At 64.7% G+C, this 21,551-nt stretch carries 16 protein-coding genes; 14 read left to right on the top strand and 2 right to left on the bottom strand.

What is annotated here, in order from left to right:
• Position 1 precedes the first annotated feature (1 nt).
• Genes ACAH41_RS20560 through ACAH41_RS20515 form a run of 10 tightly spaced genes read left to right on the top strand, consistent with a single transcriptional unit; the run spans position 2 to position 11,395 of the window.
• The gene (locus tag ACAH41_RS20560; RefSeq protein ID WP_325654195.1) at positions 2-982 is read left to right on the top strand and encodes a glycosyltransferase; all 981 of its coding nucleotides are present in this window, start codon (positions 2-4) and stop codon (positions 980-982) included.
• A complete protein-coding gene (locus ACAH41_RS20555; RefSeq protein ID WP_325654193.1) occupies positions 982-2,100 on the top strand; it encodes a glycosyltransferase in 1,119 nt (372 codons plus the stop codon). The genes ACAH41_RS20560 and ACAH41_RS20555 overlap by 1 nt, the downstream gene beginning before the upstream one ends.
• A complete protein-coding gene (locus ACAH41_RS20550) occupies positions 2,097-3,392 on the top strand; it encodes an O-antigen ligase family protein (RefSeq protein ID WP_325654192.1) in 1,296 nt (431 codons plus the stop codon). Before ACAH41_RS20555 ends, ACAH41_RS20550 begins: the two co-directional genes overlap by 4 nt.
• A complete protein-coding gene (locus tag ACAH41_RS20545) occupies positions 3,389-4,732 on the top strand; it encodes a UDP-glucose/GDP-mannose dehydrogenase family protein (RefSeq protein ID WP_325654190.1) in 1,344 nt (447 codons plus the stop codon). Before ACAH41_RS20550 ends, ACAH41_RS20545 begins: the two co-directional genes overlap by 4 nt.
• A gap of 27 nt (positions 4,733-4,759) precedes the next feature.
• Positions 4,760-5,770: an NAD-dependent epimerase gene (locus ACAH41_RS20540; RefSeq protein WP_325654188.1), complete on the top strand. Its 1,011-nt coding sequence runs from the start codon at positions 4,760-4,762 to the stop codon at positions 5,768-5,770.
• Between the two features lie 15 nt (positions 5,771-5,785).
• Positions 5,786-7,063, top strand: coding sequence for a UDP-N-acetylglucosamine 1-carboxyvinyltransferase (locus tag ACAH41_RS20535; protein ID WP_325654186.1), 1,278 nt, complete (start codon positions 5,786-5,788; stop codon positions 7,061-7,063).
• 5 nt (positions 7,064-7,068) lie between these two features.
• Positions 7,069-8,070, top strand: a complete 1,002-nt coding sequence (gene murB / locus ACAH41_RS20530) for a UDP-N-acetylmuramate dehydrogenase (RefSeq protein WP_325654184.1) — start codon at positions 7,069-7,071, stop codon at positions 8,068-8,070.
• 10 nt (positions 8,071-8,080) lie between these two features.
• Positions 8,081-9,289 (top strand): hypothetical protein, encoded by a 1,209-nt coding sequence (locus ACAH41_RS20525; RefSeq protein WP_325654182.1) that lies wholly within the window; start codon positions 8,081-8,083, stop codon positions 9,287-9,289.
• A gap of 39 nt (positions 9,290-9,328) precedes the next feature.
• Positions 9,329-10,828, top strand: coding sequence for a lipopolysaccharide biosynthesis protein (locus ACAH41_RS20520; protein ID WP_325654180.1), 1,500 nt, complete (start codon positions 9,329-9,331; stop codon positions 10,826-10,828).
• An 18-nt stretch (positions 10,829-10,846) separates the two neighbouring features.
• Entirely contained in the window at positions 10,847-11,395 is a 549-nt protein-coding gene (locus ACAH41_RS20515; protein WP_325654178.1) for a serine acetyltransferase, read from the top strand.
• A gap of 45 nt (positions 11,396-11,440) precedes the next feature.
• On the opposite strand, the gene ACAH41_RS20510 is transcribed toward ACAH41_RS20515, so the two are convergent.
• Positions 11,441-13,195 (bottom strand): glycoside hydrolase family 16 protein, encoded by a 1,755-nt coding sequence (locus tag ACAH41_RS20510; RefSeq protein WP_325654176.1) that lies wholly within the window; start codon positions 13,193-13,195, stop codon positions 11,441-11,443.
• A gap of 583 nt (positions 13,196-13,778) precedes the next feature.
• Here ACAH41_RS20510 and ACAH41_RS20505 point away from each other — a divergent pair.
• Positions 13,779-15,701, top strand: coding sequence for an acyltransferase family protein (locus tag ACAH41_RS20505; protein ID WP_325654175.1), 1,923 nt, complete (start codon positions 13,779-13,781; stop codon positions 15,699-15,701).
• Here the strand turns inward: ACAH41_RS20505 and ACAH41_RS20500 are convergent.
• A complete protein-coding gene (locus tag ACAH41_RS20500; protein ID WP_325654173.1) occupies positions 15,680-17,509 on the bottom strand; it encodes a hypothetical protein in 1,830 nt (609 codons plus the stop codon). The two genes, ACAH41_RS20505 and ACAH41_RS20500, sit on opposite strands and share 22 nt — an antisense overlap.
• A 483-nt stretch (positions 17,510-17,992) precedes the next feature.
• On the opposite strand from ACAH41_RS20500, the gene ACAH41_RS20495 reads away from it, so the two are divergent.
• The 3 genes from ACAH41_RS20495 (at position 17,993) to ACAH41_RS20485 (ending at position 21,460) form a co-directional block, all read left to right on the top strand.
• Positions 17,993-18,547, top strand: coding sequence for an FxDxF family PEP-CTERM protein (locus ACAH41_RS20495; RefSeq protein WP_325654171.1), 555 nt, complete (start codon positions 17,993-17,995; stop codon positions 18,545-18,547).
• Between the two features lie 195 nt (positions 18,548-18,742).
• Positions 18,743-20,137: an undecaprenyl-phosphate glucose phosphotransferase gene (locus ACAH41_RS20490; RefSeq protein ID WP_325654169.1), complete on the top strand. Its 1,395-nt coding sequence runs from the start codon at positions 18,743-18,745 to the stop codon at positions 20,135-20,137.
• Positions 20,138-21,460: a hypothetical protein gene (locus ACAH41_RS20485; protein WP_325654168.1), complete on the top strand. Its 1,323-nt coding sequence runs from the start codon at positions 20,138-20,140 to the stop codon at positions 21,458-21,460.
• Positions 21,461-21,551: the final 91 nt, after the last annotated feature.

Here is a 21,551-nt window from a genome sequence, read left to right as displayed (position 1 = left end):
GATGGCGGCATTGCTGACGCTGATCTGCCCGGTCTACAAGGCCGGAGAACACATCGTTGCGCTGATCGACAGCCTGATCGCCGCCGTCAACAGCGAGCAGGTCAAGCTGATCTTCGTCGACGATGCCAGCCCGGATGACTCGGTGGCCCGGGCCCGGGCGCGACTGGCCGAGCGCGCCAGTGTGGTTCGCTTTGGCGTCGAATGGTGCCTGCAGCCGGTCAACCAGGGCGTGGCTGCGGCGCGCAACATGGCGTTGGACCGGGTCAGCACGCCCTATGTCGGCATGGTCGACGCGGATGACCTGCTGGATCCGGCCTACCTCACGGTGCTGCGCCCGCTGATGCTGCAGCGCCGTTGGGACATCATCGAGTTCGGCTTCCGCGAGTTCAGTGCGGCCAAGCCGGCGCTGCTCAGCGGACCGGGCGCACCGCCCAGTGGCCGGCTGCTGCCATCGTCGCAGCTCAACCCCTTCGAAACCGGCTTTTTCTCCTGGAGCCGCTTGTACGCGACACCGCTTCTGGCGGCTGTGCGCTATCCGCGGGGCACGGTCTACGAAGACGTGCATTTCGTGGCCGAGGCCTTTGCGCGCAGCACCCGCAGCGTTCGCACCAGCGATGTGCTGCTGCACTACCGTCGCCATCCGAATTCGATCACCGCGACCCGCGACCGGCGCTATGCCGACCATTTGCGCAACCTCGTCGGCGGCGTATTGGCCGGCCTCAGCCATCACCGGCAACAGCAGCGCCTGCTGCAGCTGCTGGCCCGGCGCTGCGTGCGGGTGCTGCTCAAGGGCTTGCGCATCAAGCCGGCCGACGAGCGCCGCGCCTTCCTCGCCGCCTGCCACGCGCCGTTGCAGCAACTGGCAGGCGCGCTGCGCGCCGAGCGCGCGGGCTGGCGTGCCATGGCCTGGCTGTGGGTCTGCCAGCGCATCGTCGGCAACCCCTCGGCTTCTGGCGGTGGCCAGCAGGTGGGGAGCCTCTGATGCGCGTCTTGCATGTGCTGCGGGACCTGTCGCGCAACGGTGGCGTGCAGCGGCTGGTGCATGACCTGGCGCTGGCCGGATTGCGGCGTGGCCAGCAGCCGGAGGTGGTGGTGTTCCACCGTGACGCCGGGCTGGACTATGCCGACGCGCTGCGTGCCGCTGGCGTGCCGGTGCACCATGTGGCGCGCTGGCAATGGCTGCGGCTGGCAGGCCTGCTGAGGCGGGCCGACGCGGTGCATGCGCACCTGTTTCCGGCGCTGTACCTGGTGGGCCTGATGAAGCCGGGCAGCGTCTACACCGAACACAACACCACCAACAACCGCCGCAAGCGCGCCTGGCTGCAGCCGGCCGAGCGGTTCATGTACCGGCGCTATCGCCATGTGACCTGCATCAGCCCCGAGGTGCAGCAGGCCTTGCGCGGCTTTCTGCGCACGGGTGCAAACGACAACAGCTGTGTGATCTACAACGGTGTCAACCAGCCCGCGCTGGCCGCCCAGGCCCAGGCCGCGCGCCAGTTGCTGGCCGGCGCTGAGGGCAGCGTTGCGCGCGGCTACCGGCTGGCCATGGTCGGCAGCATGACGCCGAAGAAGGACCAGGCCACCCTGATCCGTGCGCTGGCCAAGTTGCCGGTGCAGGGCGGCCACCCGGCGTCGCTTCACCTGGCTGGTGATGGCCCGGAGCGCGAGGCGCTGCTCGCGCTGGCGCGGGCCGAAGGCGTGGCCGGGCAGGTGGTGTTCCACGGCGTGGTGGCCGACGTGCCGGCATGGCTGGCGGGCATGGACCTGTATGTGCAATCTTCCAAGTGGGAAGGCTTTGGCCTGGCTGCCATCGAAGCCATGGCCTGCGGCCTGCCGGTGCTGTGCGCCGATGTGCCGGGCCTGAGCCAGTTGGCCAACGACAGCTCACTGCTGTTCAAGCAAGGCGATGCCGACCAACTGGCTGCCATGGTGCAGGACTGCCGCAGCAACCCGGCCCGCAGAGCGCACTTGCTGGCGGTTGGCCAGGAGACGGCGGTGCGCTACAGCGTGGAGACCCTGGCCGCAGAGCTGGAGCGCCTGTATGCCGCGCCAGCGCCCTCGGTGCCGCCTGGCGCGGCCCAGCCGAGAGGGGCGGCATGAGCAAGCACTTCACGGCCGATGCAGCGGCACCCTCGCTTGCCGCACAAGGCGCCCTGCCATCTGCGGCACGCAGCGACGTGCTGCTGGTCATCATGGCCGCCGCGGTGGTACCGCTGTACCTGTCGATGTTCCGCTTTGGCGGTGGCGGCGTGCTGGTGCGCCTGGCCGACTTGCTGGCGCTGGCGCTGATCGTCGGCACCTTCTGGACCCAGCCGGCCATCGGCCGCGCGTTCCAGCGGCCGCACTGCCTGATGCTGATGGCGCTGGTGCTGGGCGTGCTGATCCAGGGCATGCTGATGAACCGGCTCAAGGTCTCGGTGAAGGAAGCCGTCCAGCTCGCCTTCGTGGTGGTCGTCGTCACCACCGTGGGCTGGCATGCCGAACGCGATCCGACGCGCTTCCTGAAGTGGTTCATTGGCGTCGGGGTGGTTGCGATGCTGCACACCGTTGCCATCCACATCGCGGGCGGCAACTACGTGCGCTACAAGCTTGCTGGCGACGCGCGCTACATCTTCGGCGTGGTCAGCGCAGTGCTGTTGCTGGCTTGGCGCCAAGCTGGTTGGCGGGGCGCATGCGGCTGGCTGTTCCTGATGAGCTTGCCGCCCTTGGTGGCCAGCATGGAACGCAAGGGCCTGTTGGGCGTCATTTTGATTGCGCTCGGGCTTGCCTTGGCGGGGTTGCTGCGCAGCGTTCGTGTCAGTGCGTGGATTGCCTTGCTGCTGGCCGTGCTGCTGGGCTTGGCGATGTTCAGTCTGGAGCACGACGCCTTGATCGACGCCCTCGCGCTGGCCGAAAAGAACAACTACTTCGTCGACCAGAGCGAAGCACTGTGGGACTCCAATACCCACCGCACTGCGCTGTTGTTGAACGGCGTGGACATCGTGCAGAAGCAGCCCTGGTTCGGCAGCGGCGCCGACAGCCTGCGCGAGCAGATGGGCGTTTACTTCAGTGACTCGCGCCTGTCCAACAGCACGCACAACTTCTTCCTCGACAACCTGATCAAGTACGGCCTGCTCGGTGGTGGCTTGTTTTTTGCTGCGATCTTCACGGGCCTGCGTCGTGCGATGAGGTTGTCGGATTCACCGCTCGAAGCTGGCTTGTTCAGCGTCTACATGCTGTTCGCGGTGTTCTTCATTTCCGATGGCCAGGCAGTGACTGTGATGGCCCTGCTGCCCACCTTCATCGGGCTGGCCTTCAACCGCCGCCCCACGGCCGACGCACAGGCGAGTTGCCGAGCGTCCGCCACCTTTTCTTCTCCCGTTTCTCTTTCACCCTCAGGAGCACTGCAATGAAAATTACCGTCGTTGGCACTGGATATGTTGGCCTTGTCACCGGTGCTTGCCTGGCAGACATGGGCAACCACGTGGTCTGCCTGGATGTGGATGAACGCAAGATCCGCGTGCTCAACGAGGGCGGCATCCCCATCCATGAACCGGGACTGGACGTGGTCGTCAAGCGCAACGTGGCAGCCGGCCGCCTGCAGTTCACGACCGACATCGCCGCATCGGTGGCGCATGGCACGCTGCAGTTCATCGCGGTCGGCACGCCGCCGGACGAAGATGGCTCGGCCGACCTGCAATACGTGCTGGCCGCAGCCCGCAACATCGGCCGCTTGGCAACCGACTACAAGCTGGTCATCGACAAGAGCACCGTGCCGGTCGGCACCGCCGACAAGGTGCAGGCGGCGATCGACGACGAGCTGGGCAAGCGTGGCCTGGACCTGGCGTTCTCTGTCGCGTCCAACCCCGAGTTCCTGAAGGAAGGCGCGGCGGTCGAGGACTTCATGCGGCCCGATCGCATCGTCGTCGGCGTGTCCGACGAACGTGCAGCGAACCTGCTGCGTGCGATCTATGCGCCGTTCCAGCGCACGCGCGACAAGCTGGTGGTGATGGACCTGCGTTCGGCCGAGCTGACCAAGTACGCGGCCAACGCCATGCTGGCCACGCGCATCTCGTTCATGAACGAGCTGGCGCTGCTGGCCGAGAAGATGGGCGCAGACATCGAGCTGGTGCGCCAGGGCATTGGCTCCGATCCGCGCATTGGCTACCACTTCCTGTACGCCGGCTGCGGCTACGGCGGCTCGTGCTTCCCGAAGGACGTGAAGGCGCTGATCCGCACCGCGTCTGACCAGGGCCAGGACCTGAAGGTGCTGCAGGCCGTTGAAGATGCCAACGACCACCAGAAGACCGTGCTGACGCGCAAGGTGACGACCCGTTTCGGGCAGGACCTGAGCGGCCGCCGCTTTGCGTTGTGGGGGCTGGCCTTCAAGCCCAATACCGACGACATGCGCGAGGCGACCAGCCGCGTGGTGATCGACGAGTTGCTGTCGCGCGGTGCCACCGTCACTGCCTACGATCCGGTGGCCACCGAAGAGGCCAAGCGCATCTTCGGCGACGAGCCACGCATCACCTACGCCCAGGGCCCGATGGAGGCATTGGAAGGTGCCGAGGCGCTGCTGATCATCACCGAGTGGAAGGAATTCCGCAGCCCTGACTTCGAGCGCCTGAAGGGTGCACTGAAGCAGCCCGTGGTGTTCGACGGCCGCAACCTCTACGAGCCGGCGCTGATGCGCGACTTTGGCATCGAGTACCACGCCATCGGCCGTTCGGTGCGTGCCCGTGCGCTGGCCTGACATCGTGCACCCGACCAGGAGCCAGCCATGACCGTGCTTGTCACCGGCGCTGCCGGTTTCATCGGCCTGCACACCTGCCAGCGCCTGCTGGCGCGGGGCGAGCAGGTGCTGGGCATCGACAGCCTGAACGACTACTACGACCCGACACTGAAACGTGACCGCCTGGCCCTGCTGGAAGGCACACCCGGCTTTCGTTTCCAGAAGCTGGACGTGGCCGACCGAGGTGCGCTGGAGGGCTTGTTCAGCCAGCATGCAATCGACCGCATCGTGCACCTGGCCGCGCAAGCCGGCGTGCGCTACTCGATCACGCATCCGCACGCCTACGGCGAAGCCAACCTGACCGGCTTCCTGAACGTGCTCGAGTGCGCACGCCAGGCCAAGGTCAGGCACCTGGTCTATGCCAGCAGCTCCAGCGTCTACGGTGGCAACGAGAAGATGCCGTTCTCCGAAGCTGACGCGGTGGACCACCCGGTGAGCCTGTACGCCGCGACCAAGAAGGCCAACGAGGTCATGGCGCACACCTACAGCCACCTCTACCGCATTCCCACCACGGGGCTGCGTTTCTTCACCGTCTACGGGCCCTGGGGCCGGCCGGACATGGCCTACTTCAGCTTCACCAAGGCCATCCTCGAAGGCAAGCCGATCCAGGTCTTCAACGAGGGCCGGATGAAGCGCGACTTCACCTACATCGACGACATCGTCGACGGCGTCGTGGCCACGCTGGATCGCCCGGCTGAGCCCGACACCAGCTTCGATGGCCTGAAGCCGCACCCCGGCCGTTCGCGTGCGCCATACCGCGTCTTCAACATCGGCAACCAGGATCCTGTGCAACTGGGCGAGTTCATCGCCACGATCGAGGCCGCACTGGGCCGCGACGCCATCAAGCAAATGTTGCCGATGCAGCCGGGTGATGTGGTGGCGACCTATGCCGACGTGTCCGCGCTGAAGGCGTGGACCGGCGTGTCACCCAAGACCAGCCTGCGCGAAGGCATCGGCAAGTTCGCGGCCTGGTATCGCGGCTACTACGCTCAAAGCTAACCAAGGAGTCATGCCATGACCCGTCCACGCACCAACGACACCCCTGTTTCGACCTACCGGGTCCAAGCCTCTCGCCTTGAAGGCGAGGTGCATGTCAGCGGGGCCAAGAACAGCGTGCTGCGACTGCTGGCGGCCTCGCTGCTGACCAGCGAGCAGCTGCAGATCTCGAACTACCCGGCCACGCTGCTGGACGCCCAGATCCACCTGGACATGCTGCGGGCGCTTGGCAAGCGCTGCGAGGTCAGCGGCGACACGGTGATCATCGACGAAGCCAGCAAGCCGCCTTCCGAACTGGTCTGGCCCGGCCGCTCGATCCGCAACACCTTGCTAATCCTGGGTGCGCTCACTGCGCGCACCGGTTCCGGCTCCGTGCCGTTGCCAGGCGGTTGCAAGCTGGGCGATCGCAAGCATGACCTGCATGTGATGCTGCTGGAGGCGCTGGGCGCCGAGGTCACCGAGACCGACACCCACCTCCAGGCCCATGCGCCCAACGGCCTGAAGGGAGCGGACATCCACCTGCCGATTCGCAGCACCGGGGCCACCGAAAACGCGATCATGTGCGGCACCCTGGCGCGTGGCGTCACAACCGTGTGGAATCCGCACATCCGGCCGGAGATCCTGGACCTGATCGCGATGTTGCGCTCGATGGGCGCGACCATCAATGTCTTCGGCCAGGAGCGCATTGAGATCCGGGGGGTGGAAGGCCTGTTTGGCACCCGCCACAGGGTGATTGCCGACAACATGGAGGCACTGACCTGGCTGGTCGGTGCCTGCCTGACCAAGGGCGACGTGGAAATCCACGGCTTCCCGATCGTGGACCTTGAAGTGCCGCTGATCCACCTGAAGGAAAGCGGTGCCTGTTTCTTCACCGGCCCCAAGAGCGTCATCGTGCGCGGCGGCACCTGCTATCCGGTGGAGATCAGCACCGGCGCCTACCCGGGCATCAACTCCGACATGCAGCCGCTGTTCGCGGTCTTCGGCGCGATGTCGCGCGGCGAGAGCAAGATCATCGACCTGCGCTTCCCGGGCCGCTACCTCTACGCCGAGGAAATGGCGTTGATGGGCGTGGACACGCGCGTCGAAGGCAACCTGCTGCGCATCAAGGGTGGCAACCAGCTGCATGGCGCCGAGGTGACCGCGCGCGACCTGCGCGCCGGCATTGCGCTGACGCTGGCCGGCCTGGTCGCGGAAGGCGAAACCGTGATCCGCGATGCGTGGCAGGTCGAGCGTGGTTACGACCGGTTCATCGACAAGATGCAGGCGCTGGGCGGCCAGGTCACGCCGGGCTGGTGATGCACGTGATCGAAGCCCCCCGTCTCCTCGACTTCACTGGCTTGGTGGCTGCCTTGGCGCAGCTGCCCGAGCTCAGGCTGAGGCAGCAGGTGCCGCTGCGCAGCCTGAGTCGCTGGCAGATCGGCGGGCCGGCGCGCGTGGTGGTGGAGCCGCTGAGCGTGGCGGCCACGGCCCAGGCCCTGCGCCTCATCAAGGCGCATGGTGTACCGCTGCTGGTGATAGGCGATGGCTCGAACCTGCTGTTTGACGACGAGGGCTTTGATGGCGTGGTGCTGCACATCGGCCGTGCCATGTCGAGCATGCGCATCGAGGGCCGGCGCGTGGTGGCCCAGGCCGGCATCTGGACGCCGATCTTTGCCCGGCGGGTGGGCTGCGCCGGCCTGTCCGGCGCGGAGCACGCCGTGGGCATCCCCGGCACGCTGGGCGGGCTGGTGGTGATGAACGGTGGCAGCCTGCGCAAGGGCATTGGCGAGAACCTGGTGTCGGTCACCTGCCTGGACCATGACGGCGAAACACGGGTGCTGAGCCACGATGAATGCGGATTTGCCTACCGCACCTCGGTGCTGCAAACGCGCGAGCTGATCGTGGTGGAAGCTGAGTTTGAATTCATCCCGGGTGAGGCCCGCGAGATTCGCCGCGAGATGATCAAGATCATGGCTGCGCGGCGCAAGAAGTTCCCGCTGCGTCTGCCCAACTGCGGTTCGGTGTTCCTCAGCAACCCGGCCATGTACGACACCGTCGGCCCGCCGGGCAAGGCCATCGAGGAAGCCGGCTTGCGCGGCACCCGCATCGGCGACGCCCAGATCGCGCCCGAGCACGGCAATTTCATCGTCAACCTGGGCGCTGCGCGCAGTGCCGATGTGCTCGCCCTGATCGGCCTGGTGCGCAAGGCGGTTTACGAGCGAACGCGCTTCTGGCTGGACTGCGAGGTTCGCCATGTCAGCGGCGCCGGCGTGCTGAAGCCGGCCCATGAGGCGCTGCCCGATCCTGGTTTGTTCACAGCCTGACGGACTGCCCATGAAGATCATCTACGTCATCGGGAATTTCGCCGTGAACACCGGCGTGGGTGGCCACTACTACAGCGTGATCGCCACGGCCCAGGCCATGGTCAAGGCCGGACACCAGTGCCACATCGTCTGCATCGGCAACCAGGCTTCGCCGGTGATCAACGACTGGGCGGCCAAGGGCGGCGCAGTGACCTACATCAGGTACTCACCCTCTCGCTTCTTCCAGGTGGTGCGAGACCTCACTGGTGTGGTGCGCGAATGCCAAGGGGATCTGATCAATGCCTTCGATGTAGCCTCGGCACTGTTCGCCAGGCTGGTTTCCCATGCCACCGGGGTGAAGTTCTTCCTCACCGTTTGTGGCGGGCCGCCGCCGAAGAGGTATTCGCCGCTGATTCGCAATGTGGCGGTGTTTTCCAAGGAACTGCATACCTACTATTCCGGCAGGGGCGGATTGCATGTCAGCATCATTGCCAATCGGGTGGACGAGTTCGCCTGTGCGCCGGAGCGCGTGGCGCTGGTCGAGCGCAACATCCAGCGGCACGGCCTGTTGATCCTGCGCATCGCACGCATCAACAAGTTCTACGAACGCTCCATCCTGCAGACGCTGGCCCTGGCCGCGTTGTTGCGCTCGCACGGGGTGCCGGCGCAGGCCGTGATCGTGGGCGAGAACACCGACGAAGAAGTCTCTTCACGGGTCAGGCACGCCCTGGGAACGCAGGACTACCTCTTCTCCGACCCCGGCATTGCCCGCAACGCCAAGGAAATCATTGACGTGGCCGACTGGGTGGTGGGCACGGGCCGCTCGTACATGGAGGCAGCCAGCCATGGCAAGGTGATGCTGTGCCCATCCAAGGATTTCCGGCTGCCGGTGCTGATCAACGAGAAGACCTTCGACGATGCGTTCTCGCTGAACTTCTCCGAGCGCGTACGGGTGGCTGTCTCCGAAGAGGACAACACCGCTGACATCCTGCGGGAGGCCGGTGCCACAGGCGACAACGCCAGGCTGGGCGCGTTCGCCCGCCAGACCTTCAATGAGTATTTCGACATCGCCGCGCTGCCCGGGCGGTACGAGCAGTTCTATCGCTCGGCCATCCCGCGGAAGTTCTGGGACGTGCTTGACGTGCCACTGCACCTGTTTTCGTTCCTGAAGGCCAACGCACGGGCGCACATGAAGAAGCGCAAGCAGCTCAAGCTCTCAATGAACCAAGCCCCTACCTGAGTCAGCCAACGAATGAGCGCGGTTCAAGAGCTTCCAAAGATGCCGGCACGACGCGAAGACCTGAGTCGCAAGGTCACCGCCGCCGTGACGGCCACCAGTGCACTGCACAGTGCGGGCGTCCTGATCGACATCGTCCTGACAGCCGTGCTGTCGCGCTTGCTGACGCCGGCCGACTACGGCATCGTGGCGGCAGCCATGCTGTTCCTGGCTTTGTGCAGCCTCCTGCGCGAGGTGGGCGTAGGGGCCACGGTGATCCAGATCGCTGACCTGTCAGAGGATGACCAGCGCACCGGCATGACGCTGGTGCTGATCTCGTCGCTGCTGATTTTCGCGGTGGCCCAGATGACCGCGGGGTTGTTCGCCGGATTTCTTCACATGGCCGCAGCCGAGCCCGCACTGCGCCTGCTGTCGCTGATCATCCTGATCCAGGCCTTTTCCACCATCGCCGAGAGCCTGCTGCTGCGCAACCTGCAGGTGGCCAAGGTGATGCGGCTGGAGGTGCTGGCCAAGCTTCTGGCCTATTGCCTGGTCGGCATCCTGATGGCCTGGCTGGGCCATGGCTACTGGGCCCTGGTGGCGGCGATGATCGTCGAAGCCGTGCTGCGGGCCGTCGCGCTGCTGGCGATCGTGAAGCCGAGCTTCCGGCTGCAGTTGAACAAGGCCTCGATGCGCAAGCTGCTGGGCACCGGCAGCGGCTTCACGGCGTCCAAGATCATCAACTTCATCGCCTTGCGGGCGGACGTGACGGTGGTGGGGCGCTTTCTGGATGCCGCCAGCCTGGGCATCTATTCCCGCGCCTACAAGCTGATGAGCATGCCCACGGACCTCTATGCCAAGGTGGCCGACCGGGTGGTCTTCCCCGCCATGGCCAAGGTGCAGCAGGAGCCGGCCCGGCTGCGCTCGGCGTATCTGCGTGGCGTCACGCTGACTGCGCTGCTGGGCATTCCTCTGACGGTCGTGCTCTACGTGCTGTCGCCCCACATCATCGCCGTGCTGCTGGGCAGCCAATGGAGCGGGGTGGTGCCAGTGTTCTCGGTGCTTGCCATCGGTACCTATTTCCGCCTGGGCGCCCGAGTGAGCGGCTCGCTGCTGCGTGCCACCGGCTCGGTGGGCCACCTGATCTGGGCGCAAAGCTTCTACGCGGTGCTCACCATTGGCGGCACCATTTATGCGGCGCAGTATGGGCTGGTCGCCATCGGTGCCGCGGTTGGCATTGCCATCCTGCTCTGGTTCGTTGTGTTGACAGCGCAAGCATGCCGAGTGGCTGGCGTTTCGACGCGAGCCTTCCTGTTTGCACACTGGCATGCCTTGCTGCTGGGCGCGGTGACGGGATTGCTCACCGCTGGCACCGATCACCTGGTGGCTCGCCACACCGACCACGGTTTCGTGGTGATGCTGGCAGTGCTGGGCGTGCTGCTGCTGCTGCTCTGCTGCATCATCGGCTTGCGGCCCCGGTTCCTGCTGGGGACAGAGGGACAGGCTCTGGCCGAACAGATCCGCGGCGCGGTGATGTCGAAGATCAGGCGAAGGACTCGCTGAGTGGCTGAGCCCGTGCCGATGACCGTTGCCACCTTCCGTGCCTTGCTGACCGAGGAAGTCTTCCGCAATGCCTTGCCTCGTTGGTGGTGGTTGCGCGTTCTGCGCATGCTGTGGCGTGGCCGGGGCGGGCCCGGGCTGGCTTGCCTGCTGCGCTCACGGGAGTGGTTGAGCAGCCATGGCTGCCGGCGCCTGGCCGACCGGGCCAACCTGCTGATCGAGCGGCGTTATGGCTGCTACATCAGCACAAGCGCGCGCATCGCGCCCGGGGTCAAGTTTCCGCATCCGGTGGGCATCGTCATCGGCGAGGGCGTGGTTGTCGGCGCACGGGCGGTGATCTATCAGCACGTCACGCTGGGCGGCGGGCGGCGTGGGGACGGTGGGAGTGATCGTTATCCCGTGCTGGGCGACGATGTCACCGTGTTCGCGGGCGCGGCCGTGGTTGGAAAGGTGAACGTCGGCGCACGCACGACCATCGGCGCAAATGCCGTTGTGCTCAGCGACCTGCCCGAAGCCTGCACGGCCGTCGGCGTGCCGGCTCGGGTGTTGAGGCGCTCCAGCACGAGCTGAATCCAGGCCAGCCCACGGGCGACGGGATTCATCGCCTTCGCAGACTCATTTCTTTTGGTAGACCTGGATGTAGTCCACGCCCAGTTCGCTGGTCCCGCTGGCCTTGCTGACCTCAGACGAGTTCATGGCCAGATCGACCAGAAGGAACAATGGCTTCTTGGCTTCGATCGGGGTGGGAAAGCGTGCCAGCTCCAGGCGATCAAAGTAGTAGATGATCCAGTCGGGCGTCACGAGGACGCCGTAGGTGTGATATGCGTTGTCAAACAGGTTCACATCGCTGCCCCATTGGGTCGCAGTGAGCCCGACATAGTTGGACAGATAGCGATGCGTTGTCAGGCGCCCCGCCATCAGCCTGGCGGCGGGCCAGTTGTGAAAGCTCTGGTGATGGCCTTTGGTGTCAGTGGCATAGCCCTCATAGGCATCGATTTCCACTCGGGTCTCGGTCAGGCGGAAGAACTCGTTGGTGGTTTTCAGCCAAAACGCAGGCCAACTGCCATAACCGTTGCCGGACTTGGCCCGCGCACGCATCTCGAAGTAGCCGTAGAGCCAGCTGCGCCCCTTTCCATTGAGGTTCACCGATGTGAAGACGCCGCTTTGCCAGCCACTTGCACCCTGCTGCATGCGCACGATCATTTCGCCGCTCTGTTGCACGAAAGGTGGGGGTGAGGTGGTGAGCTTGGCTGTTTTTGCCGCGCCGGTCGCGTCTGGATGAACAGGGCTGTACCAGGGGCCTGCGCCGGTCACTTCATCGGTGACGCTGAAGATGTCGAAAGTGTCCTGGAACACCAATTGATAGTTCACCAGATTCAACGGCTTGCGAAATGACTGCTCCAGTTGCAGCGTGATGTCCGTGGAATCCCAATAGGCCTTCAGCGTCGTCCATTGGTCCGGTGTGGTTTCCGCATAGACCGCCTGGCCATCAGTGACGCTGATCAAGGGGGCGCTGTTGCGGTAGGGATGGGTGCTGGGCAACTGCGCCTGCGCACCTTTGCGCCACATGGCCCAGCCGGCCAGTCGTTGCGCATCGGCGAGTGACAGCTCGTCCTGCAGCACGATCAGGCAGTCCAGCGTCCACTTGGGGCCGTCGTCTCTGTAATCACCGATCAGCCCGGTGGCCGAAGTGCTGCGCGGCAAACAGATGGCGCCCGCGCCGGTTGCGAACTCGGGCGAGCCGTCGATTGAGCTGTATGCGGTGCCACCGACACGGCGCGTGATCGCGCAATGCCATTGGGCCGTGTCATTGCTGATGGTCAAAGGCTGAGAGTAGTAGCCGCGCGGGTCGCGCCATTGCGCGGACAGCGTGCGGGTGGCGCCATCGTTCTTGTAGAGCATGGCCGGTTGCCTGGACGTGGTCGAGCCGTCGTAGCCGTTGAAGGCTGCAAAACTGCCATCGGCGCTGGTGCTGCCCGTGAAGTCCACTTTGAAGATCATCAGCACGGCGCGGTGGGCCAGGAAGGCTTGAGCCTGCGCGGGGATCAGCAGCCTTCTGGCGCCGCTCTGGAACAGCACGCCGTCTGATGTGTGTACCGGCTGCCGCGTCGTGTCGCCTTGGCTCGCCAGCATGCCGACGACCCGGTCCTTCCACTGGGAGACCGGTCCGTCCACCAAATCCTCAGCCCGCCAGTCCAGCCATACGCGCTCTCCCAGGGCGGCGGGGGTCCATGCAGCCTGGGCGACATTCGCAACATTCGCCACGTCCCGAGCATTGGCATGTGCCGTACATAGCTCGCCAATTCCCCCTAGGCCGAGGCCGCCCAGGGTTGTCAGCACATCACGCCGCCGGTGTTGCCTGCTCGTCATTTCATTCTCCAGAGAAAGTCGCCGATGAATTACAACTTTTGAAGGACAAGGGCCCTCGACGGATATGGCCAAAAATGGTGCGTACACGCACCAGCATCGTGAAATTCGCGAGTCCGGCCTGCAGGAACTTTAGTTGCCTGAGGCACTCGATCATCTCGATTGAGGAGTCCGTTTTGATGACCTATTCAGCCTTTCAAAAACATGGCCGTCGATGATGAAGTTTCGAAACCTGTCGAATGCGTGGCAATGGGTGGGCGGATAAGCGCACTTTGCTGTTGGAAATGCAGCAGCTCGCTGTTTGCTCCAGGCGAGTTCCTCGCTCGCATAGGGTTGAGCGTGACCATGGTGAGCCGCGAGCCGGCGCGGGCAGGCGGGCACGCGCCCGTGACCATGGGCATGAGGTCGCGGCTGCGTGCGTTCGCACAAGAAGCCGATGCGCACTGCGCCCGCTGGCCCGGATGTTGCACCATGTAACGCGTTTTGGACTTGCGCTCTGACGCTGGCCACGCCGCAATAAAGACACAGTGAGATTGGGAGCGGTGACTGTCCGTATTTTGAGGCAGACTTTCGATTGGACTGTGGTGTGAATAATAGATATCGTGGCGATATTGACGGCTTGCGAGCCGTCGCAGTATTGGTTGTTGTTCTTTATCATTTAGGGGTGCCAGGTTTCCCGGGCGGGTTCATTGGGGTTGATGTCTTCTTTGTGATCTCCGGCTTCCTGATCACCTCGCTGCTGCTGGCCGAATTGAAGACTGGCGGCATTGCGCTCGGCGCGTTTTATGTGCGCAGAATGCGTCGAATCCTGCCCGCTCTGCTGGTGGTCGTTTTGGCTGTCGTCGCTGCGGGCACGTGCTTGCTTTTCCCTAAAGACTTGCGCGATTTGGGGCGCAGCCTCGCGGGGTTGGCGCTGATGTCTTCGAATCTGTTCTTTTGGCTGGATGCGGGCTATTTCGCGACCAATGCTCACCACCGGCCTTTGCTGCACACTTGGTCACTGTCCGTGGAAGAACAGTTTTATTTGCTGTATCCAGCATTGCTTTGGCTGGTTTGCGTGAAGGCCCGCTGGCGACCTTTCTGGATGATTGCGGGGCTCGCGTTGGCGTCATTCGCCGCATGCGTGGTCGCGGCGTACCGCTGGCCTGACGCAGGTTATTTCCTGTTGCCATTCAGAGCTTGGGAACTGTTGGCCGGCGCGCTGGCGGCCACTTCGCGGCGCACTTTGCCGGCCAGGTGGGCGGGGCCCGGTTCGGCCTTGGGTCTCGCGCTGATCCTGTTTTCCGCCTGCCGGTTTTCAGCCGAGACACGCTTTCCCGGATACGCCGCCTTGATGCCGGTGGCCGGTGCGGTGCTCGTGCTGCAGTCCGGGCTGACGGAGGGGATCCGGGTCAGCCGTGTGCTCGCCTCCCGCGTGCCTGTGACGCTGGGCCGCTGGTCCTATTCGCTGTACCTGTGGCACTGGCCTTTGATCGTGTTCTACGAGTTGCATTTTCTGCAGCCGCCGGATGGGCTTGCCAGGGGGTTCCTCGGTGCAGGTGCGCTGGGCCTGGCCGTCTTGTCGTATCGCTTCGTCGAGCAGCCTGCCCGCCATGTGCGGCTGAGCGGCCTGCGGGTTTCGGCGGCCGCCATGACGGGATTGATGCTGGTGTTCGGTGCAGGCTACGGATTGCACTGGAGCAAGGGCTTGCCCGAAAGGTTCGAGGCGCGCGGCGAAACGTTCCCGGGGGAGGCGCTCTATCACCCCGAGACTTGTTTTTTCGTCAGTGGCTTTGTGGCAGGCAACTGGTCTGAGCGGGCATGCACGTTCGGCCAGGCTTCGCCAGCGGCCAAGCGCGTGCTGATCTGGGGAGACAGCTACGCAGCCCACTATGTGCCGGGGTTGGAGGCCTTGCGGTTGACGACCTTCCGGTTGACGCAGGTGACCTACGCGGGCTGCGGGCCCTTGATGCCTGCGCCTGTTGGAGACAGGAAGGACTGCGCGGCTTTCAACCAGTTTGCGCTGGCTCGGATTGCCGAGCTGAAGCCTGACCTGGTGCTGATCGGTGCGCGTTGGAACCGCTACCGCGACATGGCCTCGCTCGAGGGCTCCCTGCGGCGTTCGTTGACGGAGCTTGCGCAGCTGGGAATACCGGTGCTGGTGCTGGGCGAGAGCCCGACGTACAGCGCAGAGGTGCCGGTGATCCGGGACATCTTGCGCGTGCGAGGGTTGCCGGACGATTTCTTCCGCCCCACGTCTGACTTCAAGGCTGAGCCGGTCCTTCGTCACATGGCTGCCGCGCGCCTGGCGAGTTGGTTTTCGGTGCGCGACCGGTTGTGCGTGGGCGAGCAGTGCCGGATTGCCGTCAACGGGCAGAGCCTGTATTGGGACGACGGGCATCTGACTGCCGCGGGCAGTGAGCTTGTGGCACGCAGCCTGAGCGAGCGCATCGCCTGTGCCCTGGGCCCGGCTGCCAGTGCTTGCGCGCCTGGCCCTCTCGCTGCGATTCAGCCCGGTTTGCTCGATTGATAGACCCGGATGTAGTCGAGGGTCAGCTCGTAGCTGCCGCTGGCTTTGTCTGCCTGCTGCGGCAGCAGCGCAAGGTCAACGAGTATGAAGAGTGGCTGCTTGGCTTCAATGGGCGTTGGAAAGCGCGCCAGTTCCAGGCCGTCGAAGTAGAAGCGGGTCCACTGCTCATCGAGCATCATGCCGTACAGGTGGTAGGCGTCGTCGAACAAGTCGACGGTGTGTGCGCCCCACCGCGAAGCCTTCAGGCCGGTGTAGTTGCCGACGCTGCGGCGTTTGCTGATGCGTCCTTCCATCAAGCGGGCCGCGGGCCATTGGTGCATGGCTTGGTGGTGCCCTTTGGGGTCTGAGCAGTAGCCTTCGTAGAGGTCCAGTTCCAGCCTGGACTCGGTGAGCCTGAAGAACTCGTTGACAGACTTGAGCCAGAACGCTGGCCAGGCGCCGAAGCCATTGCCCCGGCTGACCCTGGCCTTGAACTCGAAATAGCCGAACTTCCAGGCATTGCCATGGCCGTTCAGGTTGACCGAGGTGAAGACGCCCGAACGCCACCCTTTGGGGCCGGACTGCATGCGGATTGTCAGCTCGCTGCCGGACTGCACAAAGGTCGCTGGTTGCTCGGCAACCCGGGCGGTTCTGGCCTTCCCGGTGGCGGCCGGATGCACCGGCGACCACCAGGGCCCGGCCCCGCTGACTTCGTCCGTGATGCTCAGCCGGGTGAAGTGGTCCTCGAACACCAGCCGGTGGCCAGACAGATCCAGTTCGGATCGGTAAGCTTGTTCCAGCGTCTGAGCCGGATTCTTGTGCTCCCAGTAGGCCTTCATGGTCAGCCAGTCGCTGTTGCTGGTCTCTCGAAAGGCGGGTTCCGGCGTGAACTGCGAGAGCTTGGGCGCCGCGTCGGCGTAGCGGTGGTCTGCGGGCAGGGATGTCTGAACACCCTTGCGCCACATGCCCCAGGCGATCAGGCGCTGGGCGTCTGCTTCTGAAAGTTCGTCCTGCAGCACCAGGAGGCAGTCCAGCATCCAGCTCGGGCCCTGGTTGCCGTGGTCGCCGATCAGGCCGGGTGTGCCGGTCACCCCGCGCGGCAGGCACAACATCCCTCCGGCCGAGGCCTGCTCCGGACCGCCATCGAGCGAGCTGTAGGCCGTGCCGTTGACGCGTCGGGTCAGCACTACGTGCCAACGGGAGGCATCACCGGTCAACGCGTGGTTGCCCGCCCAGTGCCCGCGCGGATCTCGCCACTGTGGCAGCACGGAACGGGTGCCGCCGCTGGCTGCGTAAAACACGCCTGGCTGGCGGGAGGTGGGGGCCTCGTCGTAACCGTTGAACGACACAAAACTGCCGCTTGCGGCGGCAGCGTCCGCGAAATCCGCGCGGAAGATCATCAGCATCGCGCGGTGGGCGATGTACGCCCTGGAGAGTGCGGCAAGCGTCAGCCGCCTTCCGCCGCTTTTGAACAACACGCCATCCGGGGTGCGCAGCGGTTGCTGGGCGGCGTCGCTTTGGGTGGCTGCCAGCCCGGCCACCCGGTCTTTCCATTCGACCACCGGACCTTCGGCCAGATCTTCCGCCCGCCAGTCCAGCCACACGCGCTCACCCAGCGCTTCCGGCGCCCACAACGGACCGGGTGTTTTGGCTTGGGCCTGTGCATCTGCCTGTGGACTCTGCACGCCGATCAGCGCGCCCAGGCCTGCTCCGCCCAAGCTGGCAAGCACGTCGCGTCTTCGGTGTCGTGGTTCGCTGATATCCGCCCCGTGGATCTGGAAGTGTGAGCAAACGTGCAGTTGATTGCCTCGGCCTCGGTGTCCGGACAAGCCCAGGCGGTGCCATGGCCCTGCATCTCCTGCCGCTCCGGCCTCTGAGACGAGCAAACGACATGCCATGCGAGAGCGTCCTCATGCTTGCGGATGCGGTGGCGATCAAGGCTTCACACACGCGGCTGTGGTCCGGGCAGGTCTGACTCTTGCATGGTTTTCCCGCAGTTCCAGCGGCACGGGTTGTTCAGAGGTCGGCATGTTCGATGTGGTGTGTGAAACCCAACAGCTTTGCCGTTCATGTGTCGCCATTGGTGCATCGGCGCGCGGTCAGGCGCGCTGGCGCAACTCAGACTGTGCCGCCCCGCCGCATTCGCATGCTTGTTGTCTTTTGCATTGCCGCGGTGGGTCTGGTCTCAGGTGAGAAGCCGGTTGGGACGGGGTTCAAACCTCGGGCGACGGAAGCATAGAAGGCCTCAGAACGTCTTCAGTTCAAGTGCAGTACGAGTCTTGTCCTTTCCAATATTCAACCGAGGATTTCACATGAAACTGAAACCGCTGCTCGCGTCGCTGGCTTTGGCGGGCGCGAGCCTGGCCAGCCAAGCGACAACCTATTCATTGGGCGTCCTGCCGATAGCGCCGGCCAAGCCGGCGATCGCGGGCGCCGTCGTTTCTCCCGGCTCCTTCAGCGACTGGTGGTCGTTCAGCCTGCCCACAAGCGCCAGCTTCGCCTCGTTCGCCACCACGTCCATCACCCTGGGTGGAACGCTTTTTGACATCGCCGGCCTGTCGCTGGGCGTCTACACCGCCATCGGCAGTGGCTATGTCACAGGAGGTTCCACCCACCTCAGCAACGTGGGCCTGACGGCTGGCCAGAACTACTACCTGAATGTCACGGGCACTGCCACCGGCTTGTTTGGTGGCAGCTATGCGCTGATCGCTGCAGCGGCGCCGGTACCGGAACCCACGCCCTTGGTGTTGCTGGGCCTTGGTCTGGCGGTGCTGGGATGGGCGGGGCGTCGCAAGTCCGAGGCTGCCACCGGCGAGGCGCAGGACCTGCCGAGCGGCGGCATGACCGCGGATCTCGCCATGGCCTGAAAGCCATCATAAGAGTGCGTTGGGAGAGGGTCGCGTGCCTGTGGAGCGGCCCTCGGTGTTCAGGTGGATCCTGGGCTCATTGGATGGCGGACAACAGCGACAGCGGCCCGCAAGGCGCCGAATGTCGCGGGAGGACATCTCGATGACACGAGTCAGTTTTTCTGTTTTTCTGGGTTGGTACGGAGGACGGTCGACATGATGGACGACCGCAGTGCCACGCGGCTGTTCCTGAATTCGCCGCCGTCGGTTTCGGCGCTGATCGCCGCTGTGCTGGAGCCAGGCATTGCCGCGCTCGGCCTGGTGATTGCGCATGACGTTTTCGCCGAGCCTTTTGACGGCCCGGCCAAGGCTTTGGTGTTGCTGTTGCTGGTGATGATGTTCCCTGGCGTGAATCGCTTCGGGCGGCGCGGCATTGGCGTCGGGCTGGACATCGTGCTGACCTGGGGCGGCATCCTGGCGGTGCTGGCGCTGCTGGGCTATGCCACCGACAGCCTGCACGAGTTCGACCGTCGCACGCTGATGGCCTGGGCCGTGGCCGTGCCGCTGGTCCAGTGGGCATGCGTGGCCGCGGGCGGGCAGTGGATGCGCCGCCATGCAGCGCAGCCGCAAGCCCAGCGGCCAGCGGTGATCGTCGGTGCCAACGGCATGAGCCTGCGCGTGGCCGACATGCTGTCGCTGCGGCGAGACCAGGGCCGCGAACTGCTGGGCGTGTTCGATGACCGGGAGCAGACCCGCGTGGACCTGCCGCCGCACGTGGCCCTGCGCGGCACGCTGGCCGAGTTGCCGTCCTACATCGACGCACATGGCGTGAAGGACGTTTTCATCACGCTGCCGCTGACTTCGCAGCCGCGCATCCTGGGGCTGATGGAGTCGCTGCAGAACACCACTGCTTCGCTGCACTTCGTGCCGGACGTGCACGGTTTCAGCATCATCCAGGGCCGCTTGGAGGACATGGGCGGCGTGCCAGTGGTCGGCTTGTTGGGCTCGCCATTCACAGGGGTGAACTGGCTGCTCAAGCGCACCAGCGACCTGCTGCTGTCTTCGCTGATCCTGCTGGCCATCTCGCCCATCCTGATCCTGCTGGCGATCGGCGTGAAGCGCAGTTCGCCGGGGCCGGTGATCTTCAAGCAGCGCCGCACCGGGCTGGACGGCGAGATCATCGAGGTCTACAAATTCCGCTCGATGACCACCGAAGACAACGGCCCGGTCGTGGTGCAGGCCACGCGCGGCGACCCGCGCATCACGCCGTTCGGTGCCTTCATCCGCCGCACATCGCTGGACGAGTTGCCGCAGTTCATCAACGTGCTGCAGGGCCGCATGAGCATCGTCGGCCCGCGGCCTCACGCGGTCGCCCACAACGAGCAATACCGCAAGATCGTCAAGGCCTACATGGCACGCCACAAGGTCAAGCCCGGCATCACCGGCTGGGCCCAGGTCAACGGCTTGCGTGGCGAGACCGATACGGTCGAGAAAATGGCACGCCGGGTCGAGTACGACCTGGAATACCTGCGGCACTGGTCGCTGGGTCTGGACCTGAGCATCATCTTCCGCACGGCCAAGATGATGTTTTTTGATCGCGGCGCGTACTGAATGCAGCGGGTTGGCAAGAAGGGGCTTGGTGCGCAGCTGCCACCTGCGCGCTGGGTGATCGGTGTGCTGATTTGCGGCGCCACTGCGCTGGCGGTTGCGCAGGAGGCTGGCGGCGCGGGCAGTGGGGCAGGGACCGGGGAAGTCGGCAACGGCAACGGCAACGGCGTTGCCGACGGCATTGAAGCCAATCCCTACTCGATTTCCATCAGCGAATCGCTGCAGCACGACAGCAACGTGCTGCATGCACCTGCCGGACGGGTCGTGAGCGACATCGTCAGCAACACGGATCTGCGGCTGGGGCTTGACCAGTGGATGGGGCGGCAGCGCCTGGATGTCAGCGCGGACCTGCAGTACCAGCGATTTCGGGACAGCCAGGCTTTCAACAACCTGAGCCCGATCTTGCGTGCACAACTGGATTGGTCGACGGCCGAGCGCTGGCAGGGCCAGCTCGGACTGCTTCACCACCAGTCGCTCTATCGCAATTTCCTGGCAGAGACCGAAGACGGCAGCAGCCAGTTGCTGAAGAACCTGGAGCGCGTTGACGAAGGCTTCTTCCGCGCCAGTTTGGGGCTGGTCACGGCCTGGACCATGGAAGGAGCCTTGACTGCATTCCAGCGCCGCTATTCCGCTGATGCCTCCGCCAGCAGCGAACTGGACAGGCGTGCTGTCGAACTGGGGGTGCGATATCGGCCCCACCCGGATTTGAGCTTCCGGACCTTGCTGCGCTACACCGATGGGCGATATCCCCACGGCGAAGCCGATGGGGAGGCCGACAGGTACGACAGGCGCGACCTGGAGGCTTCGCTGCAGTTGCGCCCCAGCGGAGCCAGTTCGCTGGTCCTGCGGTTGGCGCACTCCAACGAGCATCATCACCAGGGCGAACTGAAGCGAGCGCAGCTGTGGTCGGGCTCGCTCAGTTGGAAGTGGCAGCCCACCGGCAAGCTGAGCTTCGACACCCAGGTTCTGCGCGACAGCGACACCGGCAATCTGCCGCTCAGCGAGGGGCTGGCCAGCCGAGACGTTCAACTCGGCACCGAGTTCTCCATCGGCTCCCGCTGGCAGGCGTCGGAAAAGCTGCAGTTCTCGTTGAACTATCAACAGAGCCTGCGCGATTTGCAACGTGGTCAGGGCACGCCGGACGCGCTGAGCGCCAATGACCGGCAGCGCCGCGTCACTTTGAAGGTGGATTGGCGGCCCAGTCGCGGCTTGGCGCTGGGTTGCCAGGCCACCCCGGAACGCCGCCAAACCTCCGGAAGTGCTGAGCTGACCACGCCTTATGACGCCACTGTGGTGGGCTGTTACGGTCGTTTCGTCTGGCAGTGATATGCAACCGTGAAAACCCGCAAATGGGCCTGGATCTTGCTCAGGGTTATCCCGTGCGCTGATCTCTCTTTTGTGGGATCGGGTGCCTCTC

It is taken from the genome of Ideonella sp. (assembly GCF_041287625.1).
Lineage (GTDB): Bacteria > Pseudomonadota > Gammaproteobacteria > Burkholderiales > Burkholderiaceae_C > Ideonella.
This window is presented reverse-complemented; position numbering and strand designations above follow the sequence as displayed.